Source organism: Enterobacter sp. ECC-175, assembly GCF_043968675.1.
Taxonomy (GTDB): Bacteria; Pseudomonadota; Gammaproteobacteria; order Enterobacterales; family Enterobacteriaceae; genus Enterobacter.
In genome coordinates this window covers 1,727,363-1,750,477 of record NZ_CP143776.1, presented here as the reverse complement: position 1 = coordinate 1,750,477, position 23,115 = coordinate 1,727,363, and the positions used below count along the sequence as shown (strand labels likewise).

The 23,115-nt window shown below is 58.1% G+C and carries 21 protein-coding genes and 1 tRNA gene; 7 read left to right on the top strand and 15 right to left on the bottom strand.

Annotated features, from left to right (window positions below; all coding sequences use genetic code 11):
- Positions 1 to 9: 9 nt before the first annotated feature.
- Positions 10 to 1,074: an efflux RND transporter periplasmic adaptor subunit gene (locus V1599_RS08225; RefSeq protein ID WP_395301322.1), complete on the bottom strand. Its 1,065-nt coding sequence runs from the start codon at positions 1,072 to 1,074 to the stop codon at positions 10 to 12.
- Positions 1,075 to 1,243: 169 nt separating this feature from the next.
- On the bottom strand, positions 1,244 to 3,952 hold the full coding sequence (locus V1599_RS08220; RefSeq protein WP_395301565.1) for a cation-transporting P-type ATPase: 2,709 nt from the start codon (positions 3,950 to 3,952) through the stop codon (positions 1,244 to 1,246).
- A gap of 488 nt (positions 3,953 to 4,440) precedes the next feature.
- Between V1599_RS08220 and V1599_RS08215 the strand changes: the two genes are divergently transcribed.
- On the top strand, positions 4,441 to 4,689 hold the full coding sequence (locus tag V1599_RS08215; protein WP_112012997.1) for a DUF1158 domain-containing protein: 249 nt from the start codon (positions 4,441 to 4,443) through the stop codon (positions 4,687 to 4,689).
- 57 nt (positions 4,690 to 4,746) lie between these two features.
- Here the strand turns inward: V1599_RS08215 and V1599_RS08210 are convergent, their stop codons facing one another.
- The gene (locus V1599_RS08210; protein ID WP_112013025.1) at positions 4,747 to 5,088 is read right to left on the bottom strand and encodes a RamA family antibiotic efflux transcriptional regulator; all 342 of its coding nucleotides are present in this window, start codon (positions 5,086 to 5,088) and stop codon (positions 4,747 to 4,749) included.
- A 29-nt stretch (positions 5,089 to 5,117) separates the two neighbouring features.
- Positions 5,118 to 6,224, bottom strand: coding sequence for an MBL fold metallo-hydrolase (locus V1599_RS08205; protein ID WP_112012999.1), 1,107 nt, complete (start codon positions 6,222 to 6,224; stop codon positions 5,118 to 5,120).
- Positions 6,225 to 6,414: 190 nt separating this feature from the next.
- Between V1599_RS08205 and V1599_RS08200 the strand changes: the two genes are divergently transcribed.
- The 3 genes from V1599_RS08200 (at position 6,415) to nfsB (ending at position 8,137) form a co-directional block, all read left to right on the top strand.
- Entirely contained in the window at positions 6,415 to 7,005 is a 591-nt protein-coding gene (locus tag V1599_RS08200) for a TetR/AcrR family transcriptional regulator (protein WP_112013001.1), read from the top strand.
- Complete coding sequence (locus tag V1599_RS08195) at positions 6,995 to 7,363, top strand: MmcQ/YjbR family DNA-binding protein (protein ID WP_112013003.1); 369 nt, start codon at positions 6,995 to 6,997, stop codon at positions 7,361 to 7,363. The genes V1599_RS08200 and V1599_RS08195 overlap by 11 nt, the downstream gene beginning before the upstream one ends.
- Positions 7,364 to 7,483: 120 nt before the next feature.
- Positions 7,484 to 8,137: an oxygen-insensitive NAD(P)H nitroreductase gene (gene nfsB, locus V1599_RS08190; protein WP_112013005.1), complete on the top strand. Its 654-nt coding sequence runs from the start codon at positions 7,484 to 7,486 to the stop codon at positions 8,135 to 8,137.
- Positions 8,138 to 8,167: 30 nt separating this feature from the next.
- Here the strand turns inward: nfsB and V1599_RS08185 are convergent, their stop codons facing one another.
- The 3 genes from V1599_RS08185 to V1599_RS08175 all read right to left on the bottom strand — a co-directional run bounded on the left by V1599_RS08185 (position 8,168) and on the right by V1599_RS08175 (position 9,773).
- The gene (locus V1599_RS08185) at positions 8,168 to 8,455 is read right to left on the bottom strand and encodes a helix-turn-helix domain-containing protein (protein WP_297119496.1); all 288 of its coding nucleotides are present in this window, start codon (positions 8,453 to 8,455) and stop codon (positions 8,168 to 8,170) included.
- The gene (locus V1599_RS08180; RefSeq protein WP_297119499.1) at positions 8,436 to 8,765 is read right to left on the bottom strand and encodes a type II toxin-antitoxin system RelE/ParE family toxin; all 330 of its coding nucleotides are present in this window, start codon (positions 8,763 to 8,765) and stop codon (positions 8,436 to 8,438) included. The genes V1599_RS08185 and V1599_RS08180 overlap by 20 nt, the downstream gene beginning before the upstream one ends.
- Positions 8,766 to 8,903: 138 nt before the next feature.
- Positions 8,904 to 9,773, bottom strand: a complete 870-nt coding sequence (locus V1599_RS08175) for a helix-turn-helix transcriptional regulator (protein ID WP_395301321.1) — start codon at positions 9,771 to 9,773, stop codon at positions 8,904 to 8,906.
- A gap of 107 nt (positions 9,774 to 9,880) precedes the next feature.
- Here V1599_RS08175 and V1599_RS08170 point away from each other — a divergent pair, with 107 nt between their 5' ends.
- Positions 9,881 to 11,317: an MFS transporter gene (locus V1599_RS08170; RefSeq protein WP_395301320.1), complete on the top strand. Its 1,437-nt coding sequence runs from the start codon at positions 9,881 to 9,883 to the stop codon at positions 11,315 to 11,317.
- A gap of 66 nt (positions 11,318 to 11,383) precedes the next feature.
- A complete protein-coding gene (locus V1599_RS08165; RefSeq protein WP_395301319.1) occupies positions 11,384 to 12,628 on the top strand; it encodes a mechanosensitive ion channel family protein in 1,245 nt (414 codons plus the stop codon).
- On the opposite strand, the gene V1599_RS08160 is transcribed toward V1599_RS08165, so the two are convergent.
- From V1599_RS08160 to V1599_RS08130, 7 genes are all read right to left on the bottom strand, one after another.
- A complete protein-coding gene (locus tag V1599_RS08160; protein WP_395301318.1) occupies positions 12,629 to 13,600 on the bottom strand; it encodes a LacI family DNA-binding transcriptional regulator in 972 nt (323 codons plus the stop codon).
- Between the two features lie 75 nt (positions 13,601 to 13,675).
- Positions 13,676 to 14,818 (bottom strand): Gfo/Idh/MocA family protein, encoded by a 1,143-nt coding sequence (locus V1599_RS08155; protein WP_395301317.1) that lies wholly within the window; start codon positions 14,816 to 14,818, stop codon positions 13,676 to 13,678.
- A complete protein-coding gene (locus V1599_RS08150) occupies positions 14,811 to 15,836 on the bottom strand; it encodes a sugar phosphate isomerase/epimerase family protein (protein ID WP_395301316.1) in 1,026 nt (341 codons plus the stop codon). The genes V1599_RS08155 and V1599_RS08150 overlap by 8 nt, the downstream gene beginning before the upstream one ends.
- A gap of 15 nt (positions 15,837 to 15,851) precedes the next feature.
- Complete coding sequence (locus tag V1599_RS08145) at positions 15,852 to 17,090, bottom strand: MFS transporter (RefSeq protein WP_395301315.1); 1,239 nt, start codon at positions 17,088 to 17,090, stop codon at positions 15,852 to 15,854.
- A gap of 185 nt (positions 17,091 to 17,275) precedes the next feature.
- The gene (locus V1599_RS08140) at positions 17,276 to 17,920 is read right to left on the bottom strand and encodes a hypothetical protein (RefSeq protein ID WP_395301314.1); all 645 of its coding nucleotides are present in this window, start codon (positions 17,918 to 17,920) and stop codon (positions 17,276 to 17,278) included.
- A gap of 120 nt (positions 17,921 to 18,040) precedes the next feature.
- The gene (gene pheP / locus V1599_RS08135; RefSeq protein ID WP_395301313.1) at positions 18,041 to 19,429 is read right to left on the bottom strand and encodes a phenylalanine transporter; all 1,389 of its coding nucleotides are present in this window, start codon (positions 19,427 to 19,429) and stop codon (positions 18,041 to 18,043) included.
- Between the two features lie 101 nt (positions 19,430 to 19,530).
- Positions 19,531 to 21,714, bottom strand: coding sequence for a TonB-dependent receptor (locus V1599_RS08130; protein ID WP_395301312.1), 2,184 nt, complete (start codon positions 21,712 to 21,714; stop codon positions 19,531 to 19,533).
- Between the two features lie 810 nt (positions 21,715 to 22,524).
- Between V1599_RS08130 and iraM the strand changes: the two genes are divergently transcribed.
- Positions 22,525 to 22,896, top strand: coding sequence for an anti-adapter protein IraM (gene iraM, locus V1599_RS08125; RefSeq protein WP_112011374.1), 372 nt, complete (start codon positions 22,525 to 22,527; stop codon positions 22,894 to 22,896).
- A 50-nt stretch (positions 22,897 to 22,946) separates the two neighbouring features.
- On the opposite strand, the gene V1599_RS08120 is transcribed toward iraM, so the two are convergent.
- Positions 22,947 to 23,023: transfer RNA gene (locus V1599_RS08120), tRNA-Arg, on the bottom strand.
- Between the last annotated feature and the right edge of the window lie 92 nt (positions 23,024 to 23,115).

Below are 23,115 nucleotides of genomic sequence, written 5' to 3'. Positions count from 1 at the left end.
GATGGCTCCTTAATTCAGTATCTGGACGGCAGCGCCCGGCTGCACGCGCTGTGCGCCGTCAGTAATCGCTCGCTCACCGGGCTTGACGCCGGAGGCAATCTCAAACTGCTGGCCAATTTGCCCGGCAACGTTCAGCGGACGCATTTCTGCTTTTCCGTCGGCGCTGATGATCCAGGCAAAGAATCCTTCGCCGTTCTGCTGCACCGCCGCGGCGGGCAGGGTCAGCACCGGCTGCTCGCCCGCCGGGCGCAGATAAACATTGACGTTGCCGCCGGGCAGAAGCTGATGGCGCGGGTTGGCGAACTCGGCGCGCAGCATCACGCTAGCGGTGCGCGGATCGATGCGGTTATCCACCGAGGTCAGTTCGCCGAGGACGCGCTGCCCGCTGCTGTCGATCAGCGCCTGCCAGGCTTTTTTCATCGCGCCGAGATCCGCATGCTGCCCGGCCTTGGCGGCAAACGCCCCCTCTTCCAGCGCAAAGGCGATGCGGATTGGGTCAAGCTGTACGATCTCCACCAGCACGCCGCTGGCGGGGTTGACCAGGCTGCCCGCGTGGAACCGGCTGTGCCCCACGCGACCGTCAATCGGGGAGGCGATGCGGGTGTAGGTCAGCGTCACGCTGCGGGCTTCAAGCCTCGCTTTGGCCTGCTCCAGCGCGGCGCTCGCCACGTCGCGCTGCATGCGGGCGTTGTCCACGTCGTGTCGGCTGATGGCGTTGCTGCTGCCCAGGCTTTCAAAGCGGGAAAGCTGCTGCTGCGCCTGGCGCAGCGTGGCCTCGGCGCTTTTTACTTCGGCCTGCGCCAGGCGCAGGGCGGCGCGCGGCTCGGCGTCGTCCAGCTCGAACAGCACGTCGCCTTTTTTCACGTACTGGCCGTCGCGAAAGTGGATTTTAGTGATGACGCCTTCCGTACGGGCGCGCAGCTCAACGGTGTGAATGGCCTCAATGCGGCCGGGGATCTGGCGCTCGGCGGCGTGGGCGGTCTGCTCGACAACGGCGACGCGAACGGGAATGGCGGCGGCAAATGCGGGTTGCAGGGTGCTGGCGAGGAGCGCGAGCAGGAGCGGGAGTTTCATTCAGGAGTACCTCAGCGTGATTTCACCCCTCACCCCGGCCCTCTCCCCAAAGGGGCGAGGGAGAAAACCGAGCCGACCCTTGACCCTCAGAAAACCGAGCCCAAGGGAGAGTACCGGACGGTCCCCTCTCCCCTATGGGGAGAGGGTTAGGGTGAGGGGTAAGGTTTTGTTATGCAGCCTTACGGAACCTGCGGGTCAGTCGCTTCTCGATCTCGACGATGAAGAACATTGCGCCCGCAACGGCCAGCGTCACAAACCAGTAGCGCAGCGGCAGGGCTTCGGTGCCGAACAGCATCTGCATAAACGGCAGGTAGATAATCGCCGCCTGAAGCAGGAACAGCACGCCGGTGACCAGCCAAATCCCTTTGTTCGCCAGCAGGCCGCGGTTCAGCGAGAAACCTTCGGTGTTGCGGCAGTTAATCATGTACACCCACTGGGCGGTAACCAGCATCTGCAGCAGCACGGTGCGGATGAACTCCGCGCTGTGGCCGCGCGGGCCGAGCCAGGCTTCCAGCGCAAAGGCGGCGATGGCGATCAGGGTGCCGACGAAGGCCACGCGCCATACGGCGTAGGCGTCCATAACGTGCTGCCCGGTCTGGCGCGGCGGGCGACGCATGATGTTGCGCTCGGCGGCTTCAAAGGCCAGGCCGAAGGAGAGCGTGGCGGAGGTCGCCATGTTCATCCACAGGATCAGCACCGGCGTTAGCGGAATGATGTTCCCCGCCAGCAGCGCAATCACGATCAGCAGGCCCTGCGCCAGGTTGGTTGGCATAATGAACAGGATGGTCTTCTTCAGGTTGTCGTAAACGCGACGCCCCTCCTTCACCGCGCTGGCGATGGTGGCGAAGTTGTCGTCCGTCAGGACCATGTCCGCCGCCTCTTTGGTCACTTCCGTGCCCTTAATGCCCATCGCGATACCCACATCCGCCTGGCGCAGCGCCGGCGCATCGTTCACGCCGTCGCCGGTCATACCGACAATCTCGCCTTTGTCCTGCAGCGCTTTCACCAGGCGCAGCTTATGCTCCGGGCTGGTGCGGGCAAAGATGTCATATTTCACCGCCGCGTCCGCCAGCTCGGCGTCGTCCATTTTCTCCAGCTGATAGCCGGTGACCGCCTGCTCGCTGTTGGCAATCCCCAGCATCTGGCCAATGCTCATCGCCGTCTGCGGGTGATCCCCGGTGATCATCTTCACGCGGATCCCCGCCTGCTGGCAGGCCGCAATGGCGTCAATCGCTTCCGGGCGCGGCGGATCCATCATCCCGGCGATGCCGAGGAAGATCAGGCCGTGGCTCAGGTCGTCGTGGGTCAGTTCCTGCTCGCCGTTCGCCGGCTTGAACGCCGCGGCGACCATGCGCAGCCCCTGACGCGCATAGCGCTCCATCTCGGCTTCCCAGTACGCGCGGTCAAAACTGGCCGTGCCGTTACGGGTCTGCTGCTGGGCGCAGAGGGCGAAAATCACGTCCGGCGCGCCGGTGACCAGGATCTGCTCCTCACCGCCAATCTGGTAGTGGGTGCTCATGTACTTGTACTGCGAGTCGAACGGGATCTTGCTGACCAGCGTGGTCATAACCGGGGCGAGGTTCGCTTTTGCCGCCAGCACCTTCAGCGCGCCCTCGGTCGGCCCGCCGGTGATGCCCCACAGGCCGCGCTCGTCCTGAACCAGCTGGCTGTCGTTGCACAGGTCGATGGTGCGAAGGTACTGCTCCAGCACGGTGCCCGGCTGGATCTGCACCGGCTCGTCGCTGCCTTCCAGATAAAGGCTGCCCACCGGCTCGTAGCTGTTGCCGTCCACGCGGTAGCAGGCGTCGGCGGTGATAATGGCCTTCACCGTCATTTCGTTCATGGTCAGGGTGCCGGTTTTATCCGAGCAGACCACCGTCATGGCCCCCAGCGTTTCAACCGTCGGCAGCTTGCGGATAATCGCACGCTTGCGCGCCATCGCCTGCACGCCCAGCGAGAGGATGATGGAGATAATCGCCGGCAAACCTTCCGGCACGGATGCCACGGCCAGGCTAATAAGGGAAAGCAGCAGCTCGCCCATCGGGATCTCGCGGAACACCAGGCTGAAGAGGAACAGCGCCGCCATCATCGCCAGGATAATGACGAAAATCGCTTTGCCCAGCTTGTCCATCTGCACCAGCAGCGGGGTGCGGTGCTTCTCAATGCCCGCCATCATCTGGTTGATGTGCCCGAGCTCGGTCTCCTGACCGGTGGCAATCACCACGCCAACGCCGCCGCCCGCGCTCACGGTCGTGCCGGAGAACACCAGGTTGGTGCGATCGCCCAGCGGCAGCTCACCGCTAAGGGGATTAATATGTTTATCCACGACCGTGGATTCGCCGGTCAAAATCGCCTCTTCCACGCGTAAATTATGCGCCTCAATTAAACGCATATCCGCCGGAATACGATCCCCCGCGCGTAGCACAATAATATCGCCCGGGACGATTTCCGTGGTTGGGATCGTTTCATGGCTCCCGTTACGAATTACCCGCGCATCGCTGGAGAGCATATTGCGAATGCTTTGCAGGGATTTTTCCGCGTTGCTTTCCTGAATATGACCAATCAAGGCATTGATTACCGCGACGCCCAGAATAACCAGCGTATCGACCCAGTGGCCCATTACTGCCGTTAATACGGCGGCAGCCAGCAGGACATAAATCAGCACGTCATTAAAGTGGGCAAGAAAACGCAGCCAGGCCGGTTTGCCTTTTTTCTCCGGCAGCGCATTAGGGCCGTGCTTTTGCAAACGCGCCTGCGCCTCTTTGCGATCCAGACCGTTAGCCTGGCTCTGCTTGTGAGCAAGCACTTGCTCTACGGTCTGCTGGTAAGGCAGCCCACCTGACGGTGGTCGATTCTGAGAAGGATTTTTTTTGGTCATCATATTGTTCCTTTAATTTCCGATGGGCGGAAGCCTGATTTCCTTTCGGGCTTAAATATATTCATCTTTAATACTTGCGACTAAAATTGATCTGCCGCAATATATTTAACGACGGGTTATTCAAAACTGGTTAACACTATTTCGATGAGCTGATTTTTACAAAATATTTCTAAACCAAGTCTAAACGAGGAGGATGCATGTTTGGGATTTATCGCGGGCGCCGCCTGGCGTTATACATCTTCGCTGCCATTGTTATTGCGACGTTAATTGGGTACAGCACCTATACCTTTGTAAAATTATTTTCCTGAGGACGACATTTATTTACACAACAAAATAATAATTTAATCGTCTCCGAGTCATTTTTATTTTTCTGTTTTTTCAACGCAGAATAAAGGCTTCATTTTTTCAAAAAAGCGCAGCCGGGTTTATATTGCTTTACGAATCAATATGCCCGACAATTACATTTTTAACTGACGATTAACATTAAGATGAAACACCCGTTAGAATCGCTGCTCACCGCAGGCGGCATTTTGCTGTTGGCCCTGCTCTCCTGCCTGCTGCTGCCCGCGCCGTCGCTGGGCCTGGTCCTGGCGCAGAAGCTGGTTGCGACCTTCCACATGGTCGATCTCAACCAGCTTTACACCATCCTGTTCTGCCTGTGGTTCCTGGCTCTGGGCGCCATCGAGTTTTTCATTTTACGCTTCGTCTGGCGCCGCTGGTTTTCACTGGCGTCTTAACAGCATAAAAAAAGCCGGGTGGCGTCTTCGCCTTACCCGGCCTGCGTTTTGTCAATGTCAGTGCGTCCGACCGTGGTTTTCCTTGCGGTACGCGCCCGGCGGCTGATGGAACGTGCGGGTGAAGATGCGAGTGAAGGTCTGCTGGGAATCAAACCCGTAGCGCAGGCAAATGTCATACACGCGCTCGTTCGATTCGCGCAGGTCGCGCGCCGCCAGCAGCAGCTTGCGCTCGCGAATGTAGCGCCCGAGGCTCTCCCCTTTGTACTGCATAAACAGCCGCTGCAGGTGCCACTTCGAGTAGCCGGCGTGGCGGGCTATCTCTTCAATGCGCAACGGCTGGTGTAAATTGTCGTCGATCCATTCGACGATGGTATCGATGACCTGAGCGGAAATGGTCATACTGCTCTCCCCTTCGGCTTCTCGGTTGATCATAATTCCCACCACTGATGAAATTCCTGCGCGCTATCGCCCACGCGGACCGGCTCGCCCAGCTCCGGCGTTAGCAGCCGATAGTTTTTGCCTTTGCTGGCGTTGGCCAGCTGGATCAGCGGATCGTTCCAGGTATGCTTCGCCAGCACGAACCGCCCGTTGTGGCCCGGCACCACCGCCCTGGCGTTAAGATCCACCGCGGCCTGCGCGGTTTCCTCCGGTAGCATGTGAATGTACTTCCAGTCCTGGTCATACTGGCCGTTCTCCATGATGGCCAAATCCACCGCGCCAAACTGCTCGCCGATGGCCTTAAAGTGCGGGCCGTAGCCGGAGTCTCCGCTGTAGTACACCTTCTGCTCCGGCGTGACGAACATGAAACTGCCCCACAGGGTTTGGTCGCGCTTGATGCCGCGCCCGGAGAAGTGGCGCGCGGGCAGGACGTGCACCGTTAGCGCGTCGCTGATGCGCACCTGCTGGTTCCAGTCACGCTCGTCGATAATCTCCGGTTTCATGCCCCAGTATCGCAGATGCGAGCCCACGCCGAGCGGCGTTACCGCGCGCTTCACCTTCGGCAGCAGCGCCCTGATGGTGGCGTAGTCCAGATGGTCGTAGTGATCGTGAGAGATAATCAGCAGGTCGATATCCGGCATGCTCTGCGCGCGCCACGGGTATTCCCCCTCGAACGCCTTGTTGAGGAACGAGAACGGCGCGGCATAGTTGCCGAGGACCGGATCGATGAGGATGCGTTTGCCCGCCAGCTGCATATACCAGGACGAGTGCCCCAGCCAGACCAGCGTGTCCTGCTCCCGCGGCAGGCTCGCGAGATCGGTTTTCACCAGCGGCAGCGGCCGCGCGGGGCGCGCGTTTTCGGTTTTGCGGGTCAGAAACTGCCACCACGCCACCAGCATATTTTGCTCTCCGGTAAAGCCCGGCGTCGGCAGCGCGTTATGGAACTTCCCGTCGCGATAGTGTGGCGAGGCCTCTACTTCCGTCAGCTGCGCCCCCCGCGGGGGCTGGCCAAATCCGGCATTCAGAACAAACGGCAGGCTCGCCGCAGACGCAATAATCATGACAAACACCACGCAGATGAAGAGAGGCTTTTTCATTTCCTGGCCCGTTAACGCGCCCCTTCCGATGGTTTGCGCGGGGTAAACTTGATTATGAGTGAGTAAGCACTCATTATAGATGGGACGAGAAAGCCGTCAAGACGTTTTCGATCTTTGACATTCCGCGTTGCAGGGCGATGCCCCGCATGCTTCAATACGTTTTTTTACATTTGACAAAGAGGAGTTTTTAGTGGCACGTCCGAAGAGTGAAGATAAAAAACAGGCGTTACTGGAGGCAGCAACCGCTGCGTTTGCGCAGTCGGGGATTGCCGCATCAACGGCGACCATCGCCCGGCGTGCGGGTGTCGCCGAAGGCACGCTGTTTCGCTACTTTGCTACCAAAGACGATCTGCTCAACGCCCTCTACGTGCACCTGAAGCAGGATCTTTGCCAGACCATGCTGGCAAACCTGGACCGCGCCATTACGCTTCCCAAGGAACATACCCGCAATATCTGGAACAGCTACGTCGACTGGGGCATTCGCAACCCGGTTGCCCACGCCGCCATTCGCCAGATTGGCGTCAGCGAAAAGCTCAGCGCCGAGACCGAACAAGAGGTGAAAGATATGTTCCCGGAACTGCACGAGCTGTGCCGCCGGTCGGTGCGCCCGGTGTTTATGTCTGACGAATTTAAAACCTTCGGCGATGCGATGTTCCTGTCGCTGGCCGAAACCACGATGGAATTTGCCACCCGCGACCCGTCTCGCGCGGTCGATTTTAAGGCGCTGGGCTTTGAAGTGATGTGGCGCGGCCTTGCCGTTGAGAACGCCGATGGACAGTAAATCACTGCAGGAACACGCCATGCGCGTGGCGCTAGAACTCCCCTTCACGGAGCACTGCTGGCCGTTTGGCCCGGAGTTTGACGTGTTTAAGGTGGGTGGAAAGATTTTTATGCTCGCCGCCGTGGCTCACGGAAGGCCGCACGTTAGCCTCAAATCCGATCCGGAAAAGTCGTTGCTTAATCAGCAGATTTATCGCGGCATTGAGCCGGGCTATCATCTGAACAAAAAGCACTGGATTTCACTTTACGGCACTGACGATATCACGCCTGAGCTGGTGGCCGATCTGGTCAATGACTCATGGAATCTGGTGGTAGATAAGCTGCCTAAAAAAGACCAGAAGCGGATACGCCCGGCGTGATTGTTCGCCTCAGACGAACAGTTTAAGCGCTCGAAATGCACTTATCTTTTGTCATTTTCCCTTGTACTCTGCTTTCCTTTCGCGCCCGCAAGCGGGCGAATTTACTGACCAGGAGCTGTTATGGATATCATTTCTGTCGCGCTGAAACGCCACTCTGCCAAAGCGTTCGACGCAAGCAAAAAACTGACCGCGGAAGAAGCGGAAAAAATCAAAACGCTGCTGCAGTACAGCCCGTCCAGCACCAACTCCCAGCCGTGGCACTTCATCGTTGCCAGCACGGACGAAGGTAAAGCGCGCGTGGCGAAATCCGCGGCGGGCACCTACGTGTTCAACGAGCGCAAAATGCTGGATGCGTCTCACGTTGTAGTGTTCTGCGCGAAGACCGCAATGGACGACGCGTGGCTGGACCTCGTGGTGGATCAGGAAGAGGCCGATGGCCGCTTCAACACGCCGGAAGCCAAAGCCGCGAACAACAAGGGCCGCCGCTACTTTGCCGATATGCACCGCGTGGATCTGAAGGATGACGACCAGTGGATGGCAAAACAGGTGTACCTGAACGTGGGTAACTTCCTGCTGGGCGTAGGCGCGATGGGCCTGGATGCGGTACCGATTGAAGGCTTTGACGCCGCGATCCTCGACGAGGAGTTTGGCCTGAAAGAGAAAGGCTTTACCAGCCTGGTGGTGGTGCCGGTTGGCCACCACAGCGTGGAAGATTTCAACGCCACGCTGCCGAAGTCTCGCCTGCCGCTGAGCACCATTGTGACAGAGTGCTAAGACTGATGGGCCGCGGACAGCGGCCCGTTTTCAATAAAGCGTAATCTGCGGATGCTTAACCCCACATGCCAGAGCGTAACGCGTTAACGTATCGAGACTTGCCCGCGTAATATTGGCTTCCATCCGCGAAACCGTTGGCGCACTGACCCCCATCCGTTCTGCAACCTGCGCACGCGTGAGTCCTGCATGGTTACGCCACTGCGCCAGCATCTCCCTAAGCCGTTCTTTACGTTCTTCTGCATCGAACGCTGCCTGTACGTCTGAGTGGCTTAACAGTTCCGTTCTCAACGTATCCCAGTCAATAATCTTCTTGCTCATCCAACATCTCCTGCCGTCGGTTCAGTGCCAGACGGATCTCCGCTAAGGGCGTTTTCTGCGTTTTCTTGATAAACACGCGCAGGAGAAAGATCGTTTTCTCCCGCTGGTAGACATAAATTCCACGGCTATGGATAAGGCCAACGGTTCGTATTTCAAACAATCCATGGGGTAATGGTTTGCTGTCTGGCGCTCTGAGTACCGTTGGGTTATTGCGCAGTTTATCTAGCTGGCGAATGAGCTTCGCCTGAACGCCCGCAGGCAACGAGAGGATTTCCCCTCTGACCGCCTCGTGAACAATGAGTTTGAACACGCTTATCCATCCCTGGTAATATTAACATATAAGGCAATTTGCATTAAAGGCTAATTTGCCTTTCCTGACTCACCTTACATGCTTCACCCGAGCCATGCCGAATGCGTATTCATTCCCTGAAAGCCCCTCGCAAAAAAATTATTTCCCCTGCTCCGCCAGCCAGTCCATGGCCCTTTCCCCCGCCTCGTCCACCGGCAGATAAACCAGCAGCCGCGAGCCGTTGCGGGGCGCGGAGTACCAGTACATCTGCTGCAGATGAAAATCCCCCAGCTCGGGGTGGGTAAACAGCTTGAGCTGATTTTCCACGCCGCGCACGTCGTTGCGCTGGTGCCACAGGGTTTTAAACTCTTCGGACACCGCAAAGAAGCGCGCCAGCTTCGCTTCCCACAGCGGATCGCCCCGGTGTTCGGCCATCGCCGCGCGGAAGTAGGAGACAAAAACGGGCAGCACGTCGTCGCGCTTGCCGAGCCGCGCGCGCCACGCCGGATGGGTGAGGAACAGGTAGATACAGTTGCGATCTTCCGGCGGGATCGCGTTAAAGTCGACGCCCATCAGATGGCCGAAGCTGTCGTTCCACGCCACGATGTCGAAGTTCGGTTTTTGTATGCTGGCGGGCTTCGGCATCAGCGTATCCAGCAGGCGACGCGTGCCTTCGCTGATACCCTCACAGCAGGCCGCCTGCGGCGCTTCGCCCGGCGGCAGCCCGGCCAGCACGAAGAGGTGCCTTGCCTCCGTTGGCGTGCACTGAAGCGCTTTCGCCACCGCCGCCATAACCGCACTTGACGGATTGACGTCCCTGCCCTGCTCCAGCCAGGTGTACCAGGTCACGCCCACGTCGGCGAGCATCGCCACCTCTTCGCGGCGCAGCCCCGGCGTGCGGCGACGGCCGCTGCGCGGCAGGCCGAGGCGCTGCGGATCGAGGCTTTCACGGCGCGCGCGTAAAAACGCGCCGAGCTGCTTGCGGGTGTCATCCTGAAGCGAGGTGACGGGTTCAGATATCAGCGCCATAAATCCTCCTGCGTGGTAGTGCCAGTACCAGTATAGGCAAGAACTGGTACCCGTTTATCAGATAGACGATGCTACGTCCCTCAGCCGTTTGACGCAATGGAGTTACCATGAATACGTCAGCTATTTCACCAGGTCGCGCAGGCCTGGTATTGCTCTTAACCGGCCAGATGCTGCCGCTGATCGATACGTCTATCACCAACGTGGCGCTGGATTCTATTACCCACTCCCTGCACGCCACGGCCACCGAGCTTGAGCTGATCGTGGCGCTTTACGGCGTGGCCTTTGCCGTCTGCCTGGCGCTCGGCAGCAAGCTCGGGGATAACCATGGCCGCCGCCGTCTGTTTATGTGGGGCGTGGCGAGCTTCGGCCTGGCCTCGCTGCTGTGCGGCATGGCGGGGAACATCGAACAGCTGCTTGCCGCGCGCATCGTTCAGGGCGCGGGCGCGGCGCTCATCATGCCGCAAATCCTCGCCACGCTGCACGTCACGCTAAAGGGCACCGCCCACGCGAAGGCAATCAGCCTTTTTGGCGGCATCGGCGGGATTGCGTTTATCGTCGGGCAGATGGGCGGCGGCTGGCTGGTGTCGGCGGACGTCGCCGGGCTCGGCTGGCGCAACGCGTTCTTTATCAACGTGCCGATTTGCCTTGTCGTGCTGGCATTGAGCCGCCGCTACGTGCCGGAAACGCGCCGGGAAACGCCGTCGCGCATTGACTGGCAGGGCACCGCGCTGCTGGCGATAATCCTCTGCTGCCTGCTGTTCCCGATGGCGCTCGGCCCTCAGTGGCGCTGGTCCTGGCCGCTGAAGGCGGCGCTGGCGGCTATTCTTCCGCTGACCTGGCTGATGACGCTCAGCGCGCGTAAAAAAGAGCGCGAGGACGCGCACCCGCTGATCCCGCCGCGCCTGCTCCAGCTTCGCAGCATCCGCTTCGGCGTGCTGATCGCGATGCTTTTCTTTAGCGCCTGGTCCGGGTTTATGTTCTGCATGGCGCTCACGATGCAGACCGGTCTTGGGATGGCGCCGTGGCAGTCCGGGAACAGCTTTATCGCGCTCGGTGTGACCTACTTCGTCTCCGCGTGGTTCGCCCCGCGCCTGATCGCGCGCTACCGCACCAGCACGATCCTGCTGACCGGCCTTGCGATCCAGATTGTCGGCCTGCTGGCGCTGGTGGCCACCTTCCGCACGTGGGGGATGAACAATACCGCGCTGACGCTGGCCCCGGCCACCGGGCTGGTCGGCTACGGGCAGGCGCTGATCGTCAACAGCTTCTATCGCATCGGCATGCGCGATATCCAGCCTGATGACGCAGGCGCCGCGAGCGCGATTTTAAGCACTCTCCAGCAGGCCGCGTTAGGGCTTGGCCCGGCGATCTTCGGGGCGATTTTGCTGCACGCGCTGCATGCCCACCGCGGCGATTACGCCCAGGCGATTAACGTCTTCCTGTGCGTCGAAACGGGCATGATGCTCGTGCTGGCAATGGTGACGCTGCGCATGCGCCACCATCTCTGCCTGCCGGTTGTCAGGTCCTGCTCCGCGGCGAAATAGCCCCAATGAATTTGCATAATAGATCCGCAGCCGCCATTATGGGGCTGCATCATTAAAGGAGACGTTATGCAGGAATTAATTGCTCAGGTTGAAGAGTTAGGCATTGAAATTAATCACACCACCTCATTAGTGATTATCTTTGGCATTATTTTTCTTACCGCCATTATTATTCATTTTGTACTGCACAAGCTGGTTCTTCGGGCGTTTGAAAAACGCGCCCAGGCCAGCAGCCATTTATGGCTGCAAATCATTACCCAGAACAAATTATTTCACCGCCTGGCGTTTACCTTACAAGGGATAATCGTCAACGTTCAGGCCGTGCTGTGGCTGCAAAAGGGGAGCGAAGCGGCGGAAATAGTCACCACCTGCGCCAAGCTGTGGGTCATGGTGTACGCCCTGCTCTCCTTCTTCTCGCTGCTGGACGTCATTTTCAATCTCTCGCAGAAAATGGCGACCGCCTCACAGCTGCCGCTGAAGGGCATCTTCCAGGGCATTAAGCTCGTCAGCGCCATTCTGGTCGGGATCTTGATAATCTCCCTGCTGATAGGCCAATCCCCCGCTATCCTGATTAGCGGCCTGGGCGCCATGGCGGCGGTCTTAATGCTGGTGTTTAAAGACCCGATACTGGGGCTTGTGGCGGGGATCCAGCTCTCCGCCAACGACATGCTCAAGCTCGGGGACTGGCTGGAAATGCCAAAATACGGCGCTAACGGCACGGTGACGGACATCGGCCTGACTACCGTTAAGGTGCGCAACTTCGACAACACCATCACCACCATCCCGACGTGGGCGCTGGTCTCAGACGCGTTTATTAACTGGAGCGGAATGTCCGCGTCCGGCGGGCGCCGCATTAAGCGCAGCCTGAATATTGATACCACCAGCATTCATTTTCTCGACGAGCAGGAACAGCATAAGCTGATAAAGGCGAAGCTGCTGAAACCTTATCTGGCCGCGCGCCATGAGGAAATTAGCCTGTGGAATGAGAAAAATGGCGAAGGGGAATCGGTATTAAACCTGCGCAAGATGACCAATATTGGCACCTTCCGCGCGTACCTGAATGAATATTTGCGCAACCACCCGCGCATTCGTAAAGATATGACGCTGATGGTGCGTCAGCTTGCGCCGGACGCTAACGGCCTGCCGATTGAAATATACGCTTTTACCAACACGGTTGTCTGGGCGGAATATGAAGAGATTCAGGCTGATATCTTCGACCATATATTTGCCGTAGTGGACGAATTCGGCCTGCGCATTCACCAGTCGCCGACCGGGAACGATATTCGCTCGCTCGCCGGCGTCAACGCCAATTAATCAGGTGCTGGCGCGGGAAATATAGCGCCAGTCCATCATGATCCTTTCCGCGGGCGCGTCCGGGACGTCGATTTTATTCAGCAGTAATTCGACCGCCCTGCGCCCGATTTCGCGCGACGGCTGCTCGATGGTGCTCAGCGAAATCATCTCCGCCAGCTCTGTTCCGTCAAAACCCACGACCGCAATATCCTGCGGCACGCGCAGGCCTGCCTGCTGAATGGCGCGCAGAGCGCCTGCGGCCAGCGTATCGGAGACGGCGAACACCGCGTCCGGCGGATTGTCCTTCAGCAGCTTTTGCATTGCCGCCGTGCCGGCGCGCGCGCTGAGTTCGCTGGCGTATTCCACGGCCTGATAGTCCAGATCGCGAAGGTGAATAACGCTTTTATAGCCGCGCTCGCGCAGGCGGGCATATTTATAACTCAGATCGTGGTTAATCAGCGCGATGCGTTTGCGGCCGCCGTCCGCGAGCTGGCTGACCACGTGCTGCGAAGCGTCGACGTCGTTGATCCCGACGCAGGACACGGTTCCGGCATCAGCGTATTCGGCGCACTGCACCCACGGCGCGGCGCCAATCAGGGCGGAAAGTTCAGGCAGCTTCGAGAAGGCGTCCATGGTGATAATGCCGTCGACGATTTTTCCCGACAGCAGGCTCAGGCCCGAGCGGGAGCGCGCGATGTCCGAGCCGGAGTTGCACAGCAGGATGCGATAGCCGTTCTTCTCCGCCTCTTCTTCGATTCCCTTTACCACTTCGGCGCAGAACGGGTTGGCGATGTTTGAGACCATCACCAGAATCATGTGGCTGCGGGCGGTTCGCAGCTGGCGCGCCAGCAGGTTAGGCTGGTAGTTGCTCTCTTTGATGGCCTGCAGAACGCGCTCGCGGTTTTTTTCCTTTACGGTATCGCTGTTATTCAGCACGCGGGAGACCGTTGCCACGGACACCCCGGCAAGCTTTGCGATTTTCTGAATTGACATAGCGACGACACATCCTGCGGTTAGCGTTTTGTGCAGGCTACCATAAATTCGCGGCCCGGCGAACCGGGCTGCGCGTCAGCGTTCCACCATTACCCAGCGCTGCTGCTGATGGCTTTTCACAATGGCATCAACGATATACATGACGTTTGCGCCGTCGTGAAAGGTGGCGAACGACGGCGCGTCCGGCATCCTGCCCGCCTGTACGGCGCGGTAGAACTGCGCCAGCATGTTCTTAAAGGCGTCGGGCCAGCCCTCGATATGCCCACCGGGAAAGTGGGCGCTGTCCGCCACGTCGCGGTTCAGCATGCCCGGATCGTCAGTGAGCGTCTGGTTCGCCTGGCTGCGATGGCCGATCCACAGCCGCTGGGGGATTTCCTGGTCCCAGGCTACCGACCGCTCGCTGCCGTTGATCTCAAAGCTCAGGCGGTTTTTACGCCCGGCGCTTACCTGCGAGACGCTGAAGCTGCCCTTGCTGCCGTCGTCGAAGCGGAACAGCACCGAGCCGAAATCCTCGGTGGTGACCGGCCTCTCCTCGTACCCAGCGCATGCGTTCTGGGAAAATGTGTGATTTCCCGCGACGTTAGCCCTTCGCGTCGGCCAGACGATAGCGAGATCGGCCATCACCTCAACGATCCGTCGGCCGGTAACGAACTGCACCGTGTCGCACCAGTGGGAGCCGATATCCGCCACCGCGCGCGACGCGCCGCCGAGCGCGGCATCCACGCGCCAGTTGTAGTCGGTCTCCAGCAGCATCCAGTCCTGCAGGTAGCTGCCGTGAGCGGCAAACAGCCGCCCGAGGGTTCCCGCCTGCATCATGCTCGCCGCCTGGCGCACCATCGCGAACTGGCGGTAGACAAAGCTCACGCCGTGCACCACCCCCGCCTCTTCCGCCAGAGCGACCAGCTCGCGCGCTTCGTCCGGGGTCATGCACAGCGGCTTTTCGGAAAACACGTGTTTACCCGCCTGCACAATCTGGCGGTTAATCGCGGCGTGCAGATGGTTTGGCGTGCAGTTGTGCACCACGTGCAGTTCCGGGTGCGCGAGCAGATCCTCTACGCTGCCGTAGGCGTGGGGGACGTTAAGCGCGCGCGCCTTTTCCTGCGCCTGCGCGAGCGAGCCGTCGCACAGCGCAACCACCTCCACGAAGCCGAGGCGGCGCAGCGCCTCAATGTGCGCGGGGCCGATGAACCCGCAGCCGGCGATCCCAACCTTAATCATCGCTGCCTCCTGCGGCAAAATCATCAAACGCGCGATCCGACACCGGGATGATGTGGCGTTGGATAAACGCGCTGCCCTCGCTCGCGCCGGTTTCGCCGTCCTTCAGACAGCACTCCCACTCCAGCACCGCCCAGCCGTCGTAGTCGTATTCGGCGAGCCTGCTGAAGATGCCTTTAAAATCGATCTGGCCGTCTCCCGGCGAGCGGAAGCGCCCGGCGCGGTTAAGCCACGGCTGGTAGCCGCCGTATACGCCGCTGCGCCCGCTGCGCCGGAACTCGGCATCCTTGACGTGAAACGCCTTGATGCGGGCGTGGTAGATGTCGATAAAGGCCAGATAGTCCATCTGCTGGAGCAGCATGTGGCTTGGGTCGTAGAGAATGTTGCAGCGCGGATGGTTATCCACCAGGGCCAGAAAACGCTCAAAGGTCACGCCGTCGTGAAGGTCCTCCCCAGGATGCAGCTCAAAGCAGACGTTAACGCCCTGCTCGTCGAAGGCGTCCAGAATGGGTCGCCAGCGGTTTGCCAGCTCCTGAAACGCATCCTGAAAGCGCGGCTCGCTGTGCGGCGGCCACGGGTAGAAAAACGGCCACGCCAGCGAGCCGGAGAAGGTGGCGTGCGCGGTTAAGCCTAGCCGGGCAGAGGCTTTTGCAGCCTGCTTCAGTTTCTCCGCCGCCCACGCCCGACGGACCGCATCGTTACCGCGCACTGATGCGGGCGCGAAGTGGTCAAACGCGTCGCCGTAGGCAGGATTGACCGCCATAAGCTGTCCTTCAAGATGGGTGGACAGCTCGCTGATGACCAGCCCGCGCGCAGCAAGCCTGCCCGCGATATCGTCGCAGTAGGTCTGGCTCTCCGCGGCTTTTTCCACGTCAAAAATGTGCGGATGGTTGCAGGGAATTTGCAGCGCCTTATACCCTTTGGCTGCCGCCCAGCCCGCCAGCCCCTCAAGGGAGTTGAACGGCGCCTGTCCGCCAATGAACTGCGACAAAAAAATACCCGGTCCCTTCATCGTTCTCATACTGCCCCCTGAACGTTACGCCCTGTCATCGTCATACTTAAACGTGAGCAGGAAAATCAGCGCGATCGCCGCCGCGGCCACCGCCGGGATCCACCAGAATGTGACCCACGCCTGCGGCACGGTTTGCCCCGCCACCAGCCGGTTATAGAGCGCGCCGGAAATCTGCGAGCCTAGCAGCATGCCGATGCCGTAGGTGAACATCACGATCATGCTCTGGGCCTGGCCTTTGACCTTTTCGCCCGCCACGCGGTCGGTATAGATAAAGCCCACCACGAAGAAGAAGTCATAGCACACGCCGTGCAGCAGAATGCCTAGGTACAGCAGGAAACGCCCCTCTTCGCTTACGCCCATCGCGAACATGGCGTAACGCACGAACCACGCCAGCATGCCGATCAGCAGCATGTATTTCACGCCCAGACGACGGAACAGCAGCGGGATCACCAGCATGAAGAAAATTTCCGACATCTGCCCGAAGGACATGGCGGTGCTGACGTCGGCGATGCCCGCATCCGCCAGATACGAGGCGGTGTAGGCGTAGTAGGTGCCGAGCGGGACGGAGATCAGCATTGCGCAGACGGAGAAGACGAAAAAGTGGCGTGTTTTCAGTAACGCGAAAGCATCCGCGCAGAACAGATCGCGCACCTTCACCGGCAGCCCTTTCGCCGGGGCCGGCGTGTGCGGCAGCGTCAGGCTATAGAGCGCCAGCAAAACGGAGCTGGCCGCCGCCACCTGAAAGATGGTGACGCTTGATGCCACACCGGTGACGCCGATAAAGATCCCCGCCACAATCCAGCCGATGGTGCCGAACACACGCACCACCGGGAAGGTTTTATCGACGTTCGCCAGGCTGTGAAACGCGATGTTGTTGGTTAGCGCCAGCGTCGGCATGTAGCAGAGCGTGTAGCCAAACAGCAGGCCGATCAGCAGCGCGCCGTTTTCAGCAATCAGCGCGCCCGGCACAAACCACAGAATTGCGGCGCCCGCCAGGTGCATCACCGCCATCACCTTCTGCGAGGCAAAGAAGCGATCCACCAGCATGCCGAGCACAAACGGCGAGAGGATGGACGCGATCGGCCCCGCGGAGAACGCGTCGCCAATCAGCAAAGACATGTTGTGCTGGATCATCACCAGGCCGAGCGTAACCGACCAGCTTCCCCAGATAAAAAACTGCAGGAACATCATGAGCGACAGCCGCGGGACCAGCAGCCGATGCTGCGCTATCGCCTTTCCACTACTTTCAGTTGTTGACACCATAACGAGCCTCACCCAGAAAAAGTAATCGATTACAAAAATGGTTCAGGTGAAAAGTAATCGATTACAAATTAAAGATCCTGCGGATCGAAACAGAATTGAGAGAGGGGTCACGATATCTTTTAAAGAGGAAGACGGGGAGCATTCAGAAACAGATCGTCGCACTTGCTGACGCTCCCCTGCGTTGACTACCGGTTGTACGGCATACCAACGAAATAGTGATATTTCTCATCAAAGTTGAGCCACAGCTTGCCATCAAAAGAGTCCAGCTGCTTACTCTTAAAACCACCGCCAAAACGCGCTCTCGTTTCTACCGACTTCACGTCATAGCTCGCCGTTGTGCCATCCTGATACAATACAGTGATAGTGAACGGCGACAGAGGCTGAGTATGCAGAATCATTGAACTGCGCTCATTTTCTGAATGGGTCATGTGCGGCATGGAGAACGTTGCGCCAATGATTTTACCTTTGTATTGATATACAAATCCCTTCACGGGTTTGTCTGGTATACCCGCCCGCTGAAAGCTTTCCTCAAATATTAAGCCAATCATCCCCGGATTACGGGAAAAGCCCTTCGTATGAAGGGTTAAATCAGGGTCGACTGTTGTCAGAAAAAAATCATCTTGTTGATCGTCGGCTGCCAGTGCCGTCAGGCTTGAGACGTTCTCAAGATTGATCTCTTTTCCCTTTGCGCTGCGTATCACTTGCGCTTCTGTTAACGCGGCGTTGACGAGCGTGCTGGACGGGGTGGGATGTTTCCATCGGACGTTAGCACCATAGCTAACATTAGAGAAAAAGATCGCTAACACCCATAAATACTTGATAATTTTCAATTTACTCATCCTTGAATCAGCTGGTTAATGCACAGCAGTATAACAAACCCCTTTCAACTGAATGTGCTTTCTGAGCAGGCGTTATTTTCAAAATGGCTCCCCGGAGGGGGCCATTACGTGTCACTTTTTACGCGACAGTTTAAACGCCACAAACAGGAAGATCACCCACACCGGCAGCAGCATTGCGGAAAGGCGCATGTCGTCGATGGTGCACATCAGCACGAGGATCATGGCCAGGAAGGCGATGCAGATATAGTTCCCCGCCGGATAAAGCAGCGCCTTGAACTGGGTGTCGCGCCCCTTGCGGCGCATCGCCGAGCGAAAGCGCAGGTGCGCCAGGCAGATCATGATCCAGTTGAGCAGCAGCGTGGCGACAACCAGCGCCATCAGCAGGCCAAAGGCCTCTTTCGGCAGCAGGTAGTTGATCAGCACCACCAGCGAGGTGATCGCGCCGGAGAGGATCAGCGAGTTCACCGGCACGCCGCGACGGCTGACGCGGGTCAGGAACTTCGGCGCGTTGCCCTGCACGGAGAGGCCAAACAGCATGCGGCTGTTGGAGTACACGCCGCTGTTATACACCGACAGCGACGCCACCAGAATGACGAAGTTCAGCGCCGAAGCGACTATGTTGCTGTTCAGATCGTGGAAAATCATCACGAACGGGCTGCTGTCGGACTTCACTTCCACCCACGGGTAAAGCGCCAGCAGAACCACCAGCGAACCGATGTAGAACAGCAGAATACGGTACACCACCTGGTTGACCGCTTTCGGAATGCTTTTATGCGGATCGCGCGCTTCAGCGGCGGTAATCCCAATCAGCTCCAGCCCGCCGAAGGAGAACATAATCACCGCCAGAGAGAGGATCAGCCCTTTCCAGCCGGTTGCCAGGAAGCCGCCGTGCTGCCACAGATTATCGAGAGTCGCCCGCTCGCCCCCGTGGCCGGAGAACAGCAGCCACAGGCCGAAGCCAATCATGCCGATAATCGCCAGCACCTTGATCAGCGCAAACCAGAACTCCGTTTCACCGTAAAGGCGCACGTTCACGAGGTTAATGGCGTTGATAATAATGAAGAAGCCTGCTGCCCAGACCCACGTCGGGACGTCCGGCAGCCAGTACTGCATGTAGATGCCCGCGGCGGTCAGCTCGGCCATGCCCACGAGGACGAACATTACCCAGTAGTTCCAGCCGGAAAGGAAGCCGGCAAACGGGCCCCAGTATTTGTAGGCGAAGTGGGCAAACGAGCCGGACACCGGCTCTTCTACTACCATTTCGCCGAGCTGGCGCATGATCAGGAAGGCGATGATGCCGGCGATGCCGTAGCCCAGAATGACCGCCGGACCGGCCATTTGAATGGCAGGTCCAATGCCGAGGAACAGCCCGGTACCAATTGCGCCGCCAAGGGCGATTAACTGAATATGTCGATTTTGCAAACCACGTTGCAGCGTCGGATTAGTTTCCGACGTGGCTTCAGCGCTGTCGTTGCCTGAAGCGGATGACGCGTCTTTCACGTCCTACCCCTGTCTCTTTTTTAGAAGGGGCACGTTTTAACACTTCATGCTGGAGGTAGCAAGGGATTGGGGCATCCCTGCCCCGGATGACGAGGTGGAACTCAGAACTCGTAGCCGACCGAGACCTTAAAGGTACGCGGCTCACCCTGGGTGATGTAGGTACCGGAGTCGTCGACGGCGGCCCAGTAGTTTTTATCGGTCACGTTGTCGATGCCCGCCCGAACGGTCATCTGATTTTCGCTGTGGTTAACCGCGAAGCGATAGCGCACGCCCAGATCCAGCGTGGTGTAGCTATCCAGCTTTTTGGTGTTCGCCAGGTTCGCATACTGAGAGCCAGAGTGGTTAACGCGCGCGGTGGCGGTCAGGCCGTCAATCGGCTTGATGTCATACTCCGCGCCCAGCACGGCGTAGAAGTTCGGAATGCCGATGGCATCGTTGCCCTGGTTCACGCCGTTTTTGGTTTTGGTCAGCTCGGCCTGCAGCCAGGTGGCGCTGGCGTTCAGGCGCATGCCCAGCATCGGCTCGCCAAATACGTTCAGCTCCACGCCGCGGTTGCGCTGCTCGGCGTCCAGCCCGTAGTGGTTATTGCCGTCGAGGATCGCCGACGGCATTTTGATCTCAAACAGCGCCAGCGAGCCGCCCAGGCGGCCAAGGTCCGCCTTCACGCCCACTTCGTTTTGCTTAGAGTGAACGATACCGGTGCTCTGGCCGTAGTTGGTGGCGGTGTTGGGCGCGGATTTCCCCGGCTGCAGCGCTTCTGTATGGTTGGCGTAAAGCGAGATTGTGCTCCACGGCTTGTAGACGACGCCGTAGGTTGGCATCCAGCGGCTGCCATCGAAGCCGTCCGCCTCGTTCTCCGCGCCGGTCACTTTGTTATAGCCGCGGATAACCACCTTCTGATGACGCGCGCCGACGGTGAACAGCAGGGTATCGTCCAGCACGCCAAGCGTATCGCTTAGCAGCCAGCCCTGCGTGCGGGTGCGGCCGCTGGTCAACGGGTCGCTGTAGTTGCCGCCCGAGCCGTTTAGGTTGGTGCTGTCCGGTGGATTAACGCCGGTATTGTGATAGATGTTGGTATACGGGTTATCCGCCGCCGCCGACATCTTCCAGGCGATTTTTTCGTTTTTGGTCATCGCCGAGTAGCCAACGTTGACCTTATGCGAGACAAAGCCGGTATCGAAGTTTCCGCGAATACCCGCCATGCCGCTGACGGAGTCGCTGATGCGGTTGGTGTCCAGACGGCTGGCCTGGGCCGTGCCATCCTCACTGAGCAGCTTCGGCGCACTGTAGAGCCCCTCTTCGTGCGCGTGCTGCGCGCCAAGGCCCGCGTAGGCGGTCCAGCGGTCGGTGATATCGTATTCGCTGCGCCACATGCCAAACTCGTTTTCAATGTCGCTATAGGCCCACTTTTGCGAGAAGTTGCGGTCGTTTTTCGGCGGCGTCGGAATGAAGTCCACGGCCGAAACGTTGACGCTGGTCGGGCTGCCGTGGAAGGTTTTCTTTTGATAGCCCACGTCCAGCGAGGTGCGGAAGCTGTCGCCCCTGTAGTCCAGCCCGGTCGAGAGCAGCGTGGTGCGGCGGCGATCGTTGGCAATCGGCGTCTCCCCTTCACGGTGGACCAGGTTAACGCGCGCGCCGAACTGGTCGCTGTCGCCGAAGCGGCGGCCCGCGTCCAGCGTGGTGCCAAACTGTGAATCAGAGGTGTAATCCACGCCGACTTTGGCCTGCGGCGTTTCGCCCGCGTGTTTTGGCTCAAGGTTTATCATGCCGCCTACGCCGGAGCTTGCCGCGCCGTTCATCAGCGAGTTCGCGCCTTTGAAGATCTCAATGCGGTCCACCATCTGCGCATCCACCACCTGGCGCGGCAGCACGCCGGAGAGGCCGCCGAAGGTCATGTCATCGCCGTCGAACTTCAGGCCGCGAATGCGGAAGCTTTCCGCGCTGTTGCCATAGCCCTGCACGTACTGCACGCCCGCGTCGTTTGCGACAACGTCAGCAATCGTTTTAGCCTGCTGGTCTTCTACCAGCTTCGAGGTATAGCTGATAACGTTGAACGGCACGTCCATGGCGTTCTGCTGGCCAAGCATACCCATGCGACCACCGTTGGCGACCTGTCCATCAAGGAAGGCCGGAACAAGCTGGTCACCGCCGGGCCTGAAATCTTTAGCCGGAGCGGGCTGGACAACAAGGGTGTCCTCGTTTGGGGCGTCTGCCGCGGAGGCGGAGTGCGTAGCCGCGCCGATCGCAAGCGCGAGCACGGACAGTGTTTTGGCCATCAGGAACATCCTTTACCATTCAAAGAAAATCAAAGGGGAGGATCGGGCTGCTGTTTGAGTTGTATTGGCAGGCCGCAGGGCCCGAGCAGGATCCACCGTATACTCAGTGTCCGTGTGAGATCTGCTCACTGAAAAGGCGGGAAATGTCCGTCAAAGCCCGCAGCCACTAAAGAGAATGAGAACTATACTCATTATCTTTCTATGATCAAGCATAAATCCTCTCGCGTTTCTCTTCGATGCAGCGCACTACATGCGCATTCCTCCGGCGGGTGAATAAGAAACCGGCGCATCCGGCAAACGCGCAAAAAGAAAACAGCATTGCTGCCAATTCTCGCGTTCAATTTAAAAAAGCCATTTGGATATTAAAATATATTTTAGTAATTACAGGCAATAAGCTTTTTCGGTAGACGACAAAACGGAAATCATTATATTCTTATGCAGTTAACGAGAGGTTGAGCCTATATAAGTGGTATTTACACTGAAACATTAACTGCCCGACGCGACGCGCTGAAAAATGCTGTCATCATGCACAGGATAAAAAAGCACCACGATGTAAAGAATATATTCTTTATAAAAAATCGTGATAATCAAAAATCAGACGGAAAATGTTAAACGATTTGTAAATGCCAGGAAATTTTACACAAGCAAGATTTTACTTATCTCCATGAAATAAAAGTAATTTCACTTAAATCTAATAAAAATACGATCTATATCAATTAGTTACATGATTGCCTAAAGTCTATATTCATGCTAAAAATTTAGCTCTATGATTTTTTAACACCGTATTTTCATCTATCACGCTGCATATAAGGTACTCCTATGGCCTGGAAAGTGATGAGCTCAGTAATTTGCCCAAATACAGGCATTGTTTATACTGCGATTGTGGGTCTTAAATTCCTTAAAATGATCATCTGGTATGAAAGCAATGTTTTCCTGCGGCCCGGAGACATCATTAAGCCATCAAAAAACGGGATTATCATCAATGGGGTTCATCAATCGCTGATCGTCTACAACGTCTCACCGTATAATGAAACGCTATGGAAAGAAATTGAAGACAAGATGACCTGCCCGTTTAATAAGCATGCAGAACATTCCCTCTGTAGCTATTCCCTGCACTGTCGCGCGAAGAAATGCCCACACGGTTTCATCACCAACCCACAGGCGCTGAACATCCGGGAGATAAAACACTAGCGTGCATTTTTTTACAGGGCTGTAGTAACGCAACGAGAGGTGCGATTGAATGGCACGCCCTGTAGGATTCGAACCTACGACCTACGGCTTAGAAGGCCGTTGCTCTATCCAACTGAGCTAAGGGCGCACGGAGAAGGGTGAACTTCGCGGCATGAAACGCGTGGAATTATACGGTCAATGGCAGGTGAGTCAATGCCTTTTCCATCTTACCAGCTGAGA

Coding starts and splice junctions, on each gene's coding strand:
- V1599_RS08225 (WP_395301322.1), bottom strand. CDS start 1,074: ATGAAACTCCCGCTCCTGCTCGCGCTCCTCGCCAGCACCCTGCAACCC.
- V1599_RS08220 (WP_395301565.1), bottom strand. CDS start 3,952: ATGACCAAAAAAAATCCTTCTCAGAATCGACCACCGTCAGGTGGGCTG.
- V1599_RS08215 (WP_112012997.1), top strand. CDS start 4,441: ATGAAACACCCGTTAGAATCGCTGCTCACCGCAGGCGGCATTTTGCTG.
- V1599_RS08210 (WP_112013025.1), bottom strand. CDS start 5,088: ATGACCATTTCCGCTCAGGTCATCGATACCATCGTCGAATGGATCGAC.
- V1599_RS08205 (WP_112012999.1), bottom strand. CDS start 6,224: ATGAAAAAGCCTCTCTTCATCTGCGTGGTGTTTGTCATGATTATTGCG.
- V1599_RS08195 (WP_112013003.1), top strand. CDS start 6,995: ATGGACAGTAAATCACTGCAGGAACACGCCATGCGCGTGGCGCTAGAA.
- nfsB (WP_112013005.1), top strand. CDS start 7,484: ATGGATATCATTTCTGTCGCGCTGAAACGCCACTCTGCCAAAGCGTTC.
- V1599_RS08185 (WP_297119496.1), bottom strand. CDS start 8,455: ATGAGCAAGAAGATTATTGACTGGGATACGTTGAGAACGGAACTGTTA.
- V1599_RS08175 (WP_395301321.1), bottom strand. CDS start 9,773: ATGGCGCTGATATCTGAACCCGTCACCTCGCTTCAGGATGACACCCGC.
- V1599_RS08170 (WP_395301320.1), top strand. CDS start 9,881: ATGAATACGTCAGCTATTTCACCAGGTCGCGCAGGCCTGGTATTGCTC.
- V1599_RS08165 (WP_395301319.1), top strand. CDS start 11,384: ATGCAGGAATTAATTGCTCAGGTTGAAGAGTTAGGCATTGAAATTAAT.
- V1599_RS08160 (WP_395301318.1), bottom strand. CDS start 13,600: ATGTCAATTCAGAAAATCGCAAAGCTTGCCGGGGTGTCCGTGGCAACG.
- V1599_RS08155 (WP_395301317.1), bottom strand. CDS start 14,818: ATGATTAAGGTTGGGATCGCCGGCTGCGGGTTCATCGGCCCCGCGCAC.
- V1599_RS08150 (WP_395301316.1), bottom strand. CDS start 15,836: ATGAGAACGATGAAGGGACCGGGTATTTTTTTGTCGCAGTTCATTGGC.
- V1599_RS08145 (WP_395301315.1), bottom strand. CDS start 17,090: ATGGTGTCAACAACTGAAAGTAGTGGAAAGGCGATAGCGCAGCATCGG.
- V1599_RS08130 (WP_395301312.1), bottom strand. CDS start 21,714: ATGTTCCTGATGGCCAAAACACTGTCCGTGCTCGCGCTTGCGATCGGC.
- iraM (WP_112011374.1), top strand. CDS start 22,525: ATGGCCTGGAAAGTGATGAGCTCAGTAATTTGCCCAAATACAGGCATT.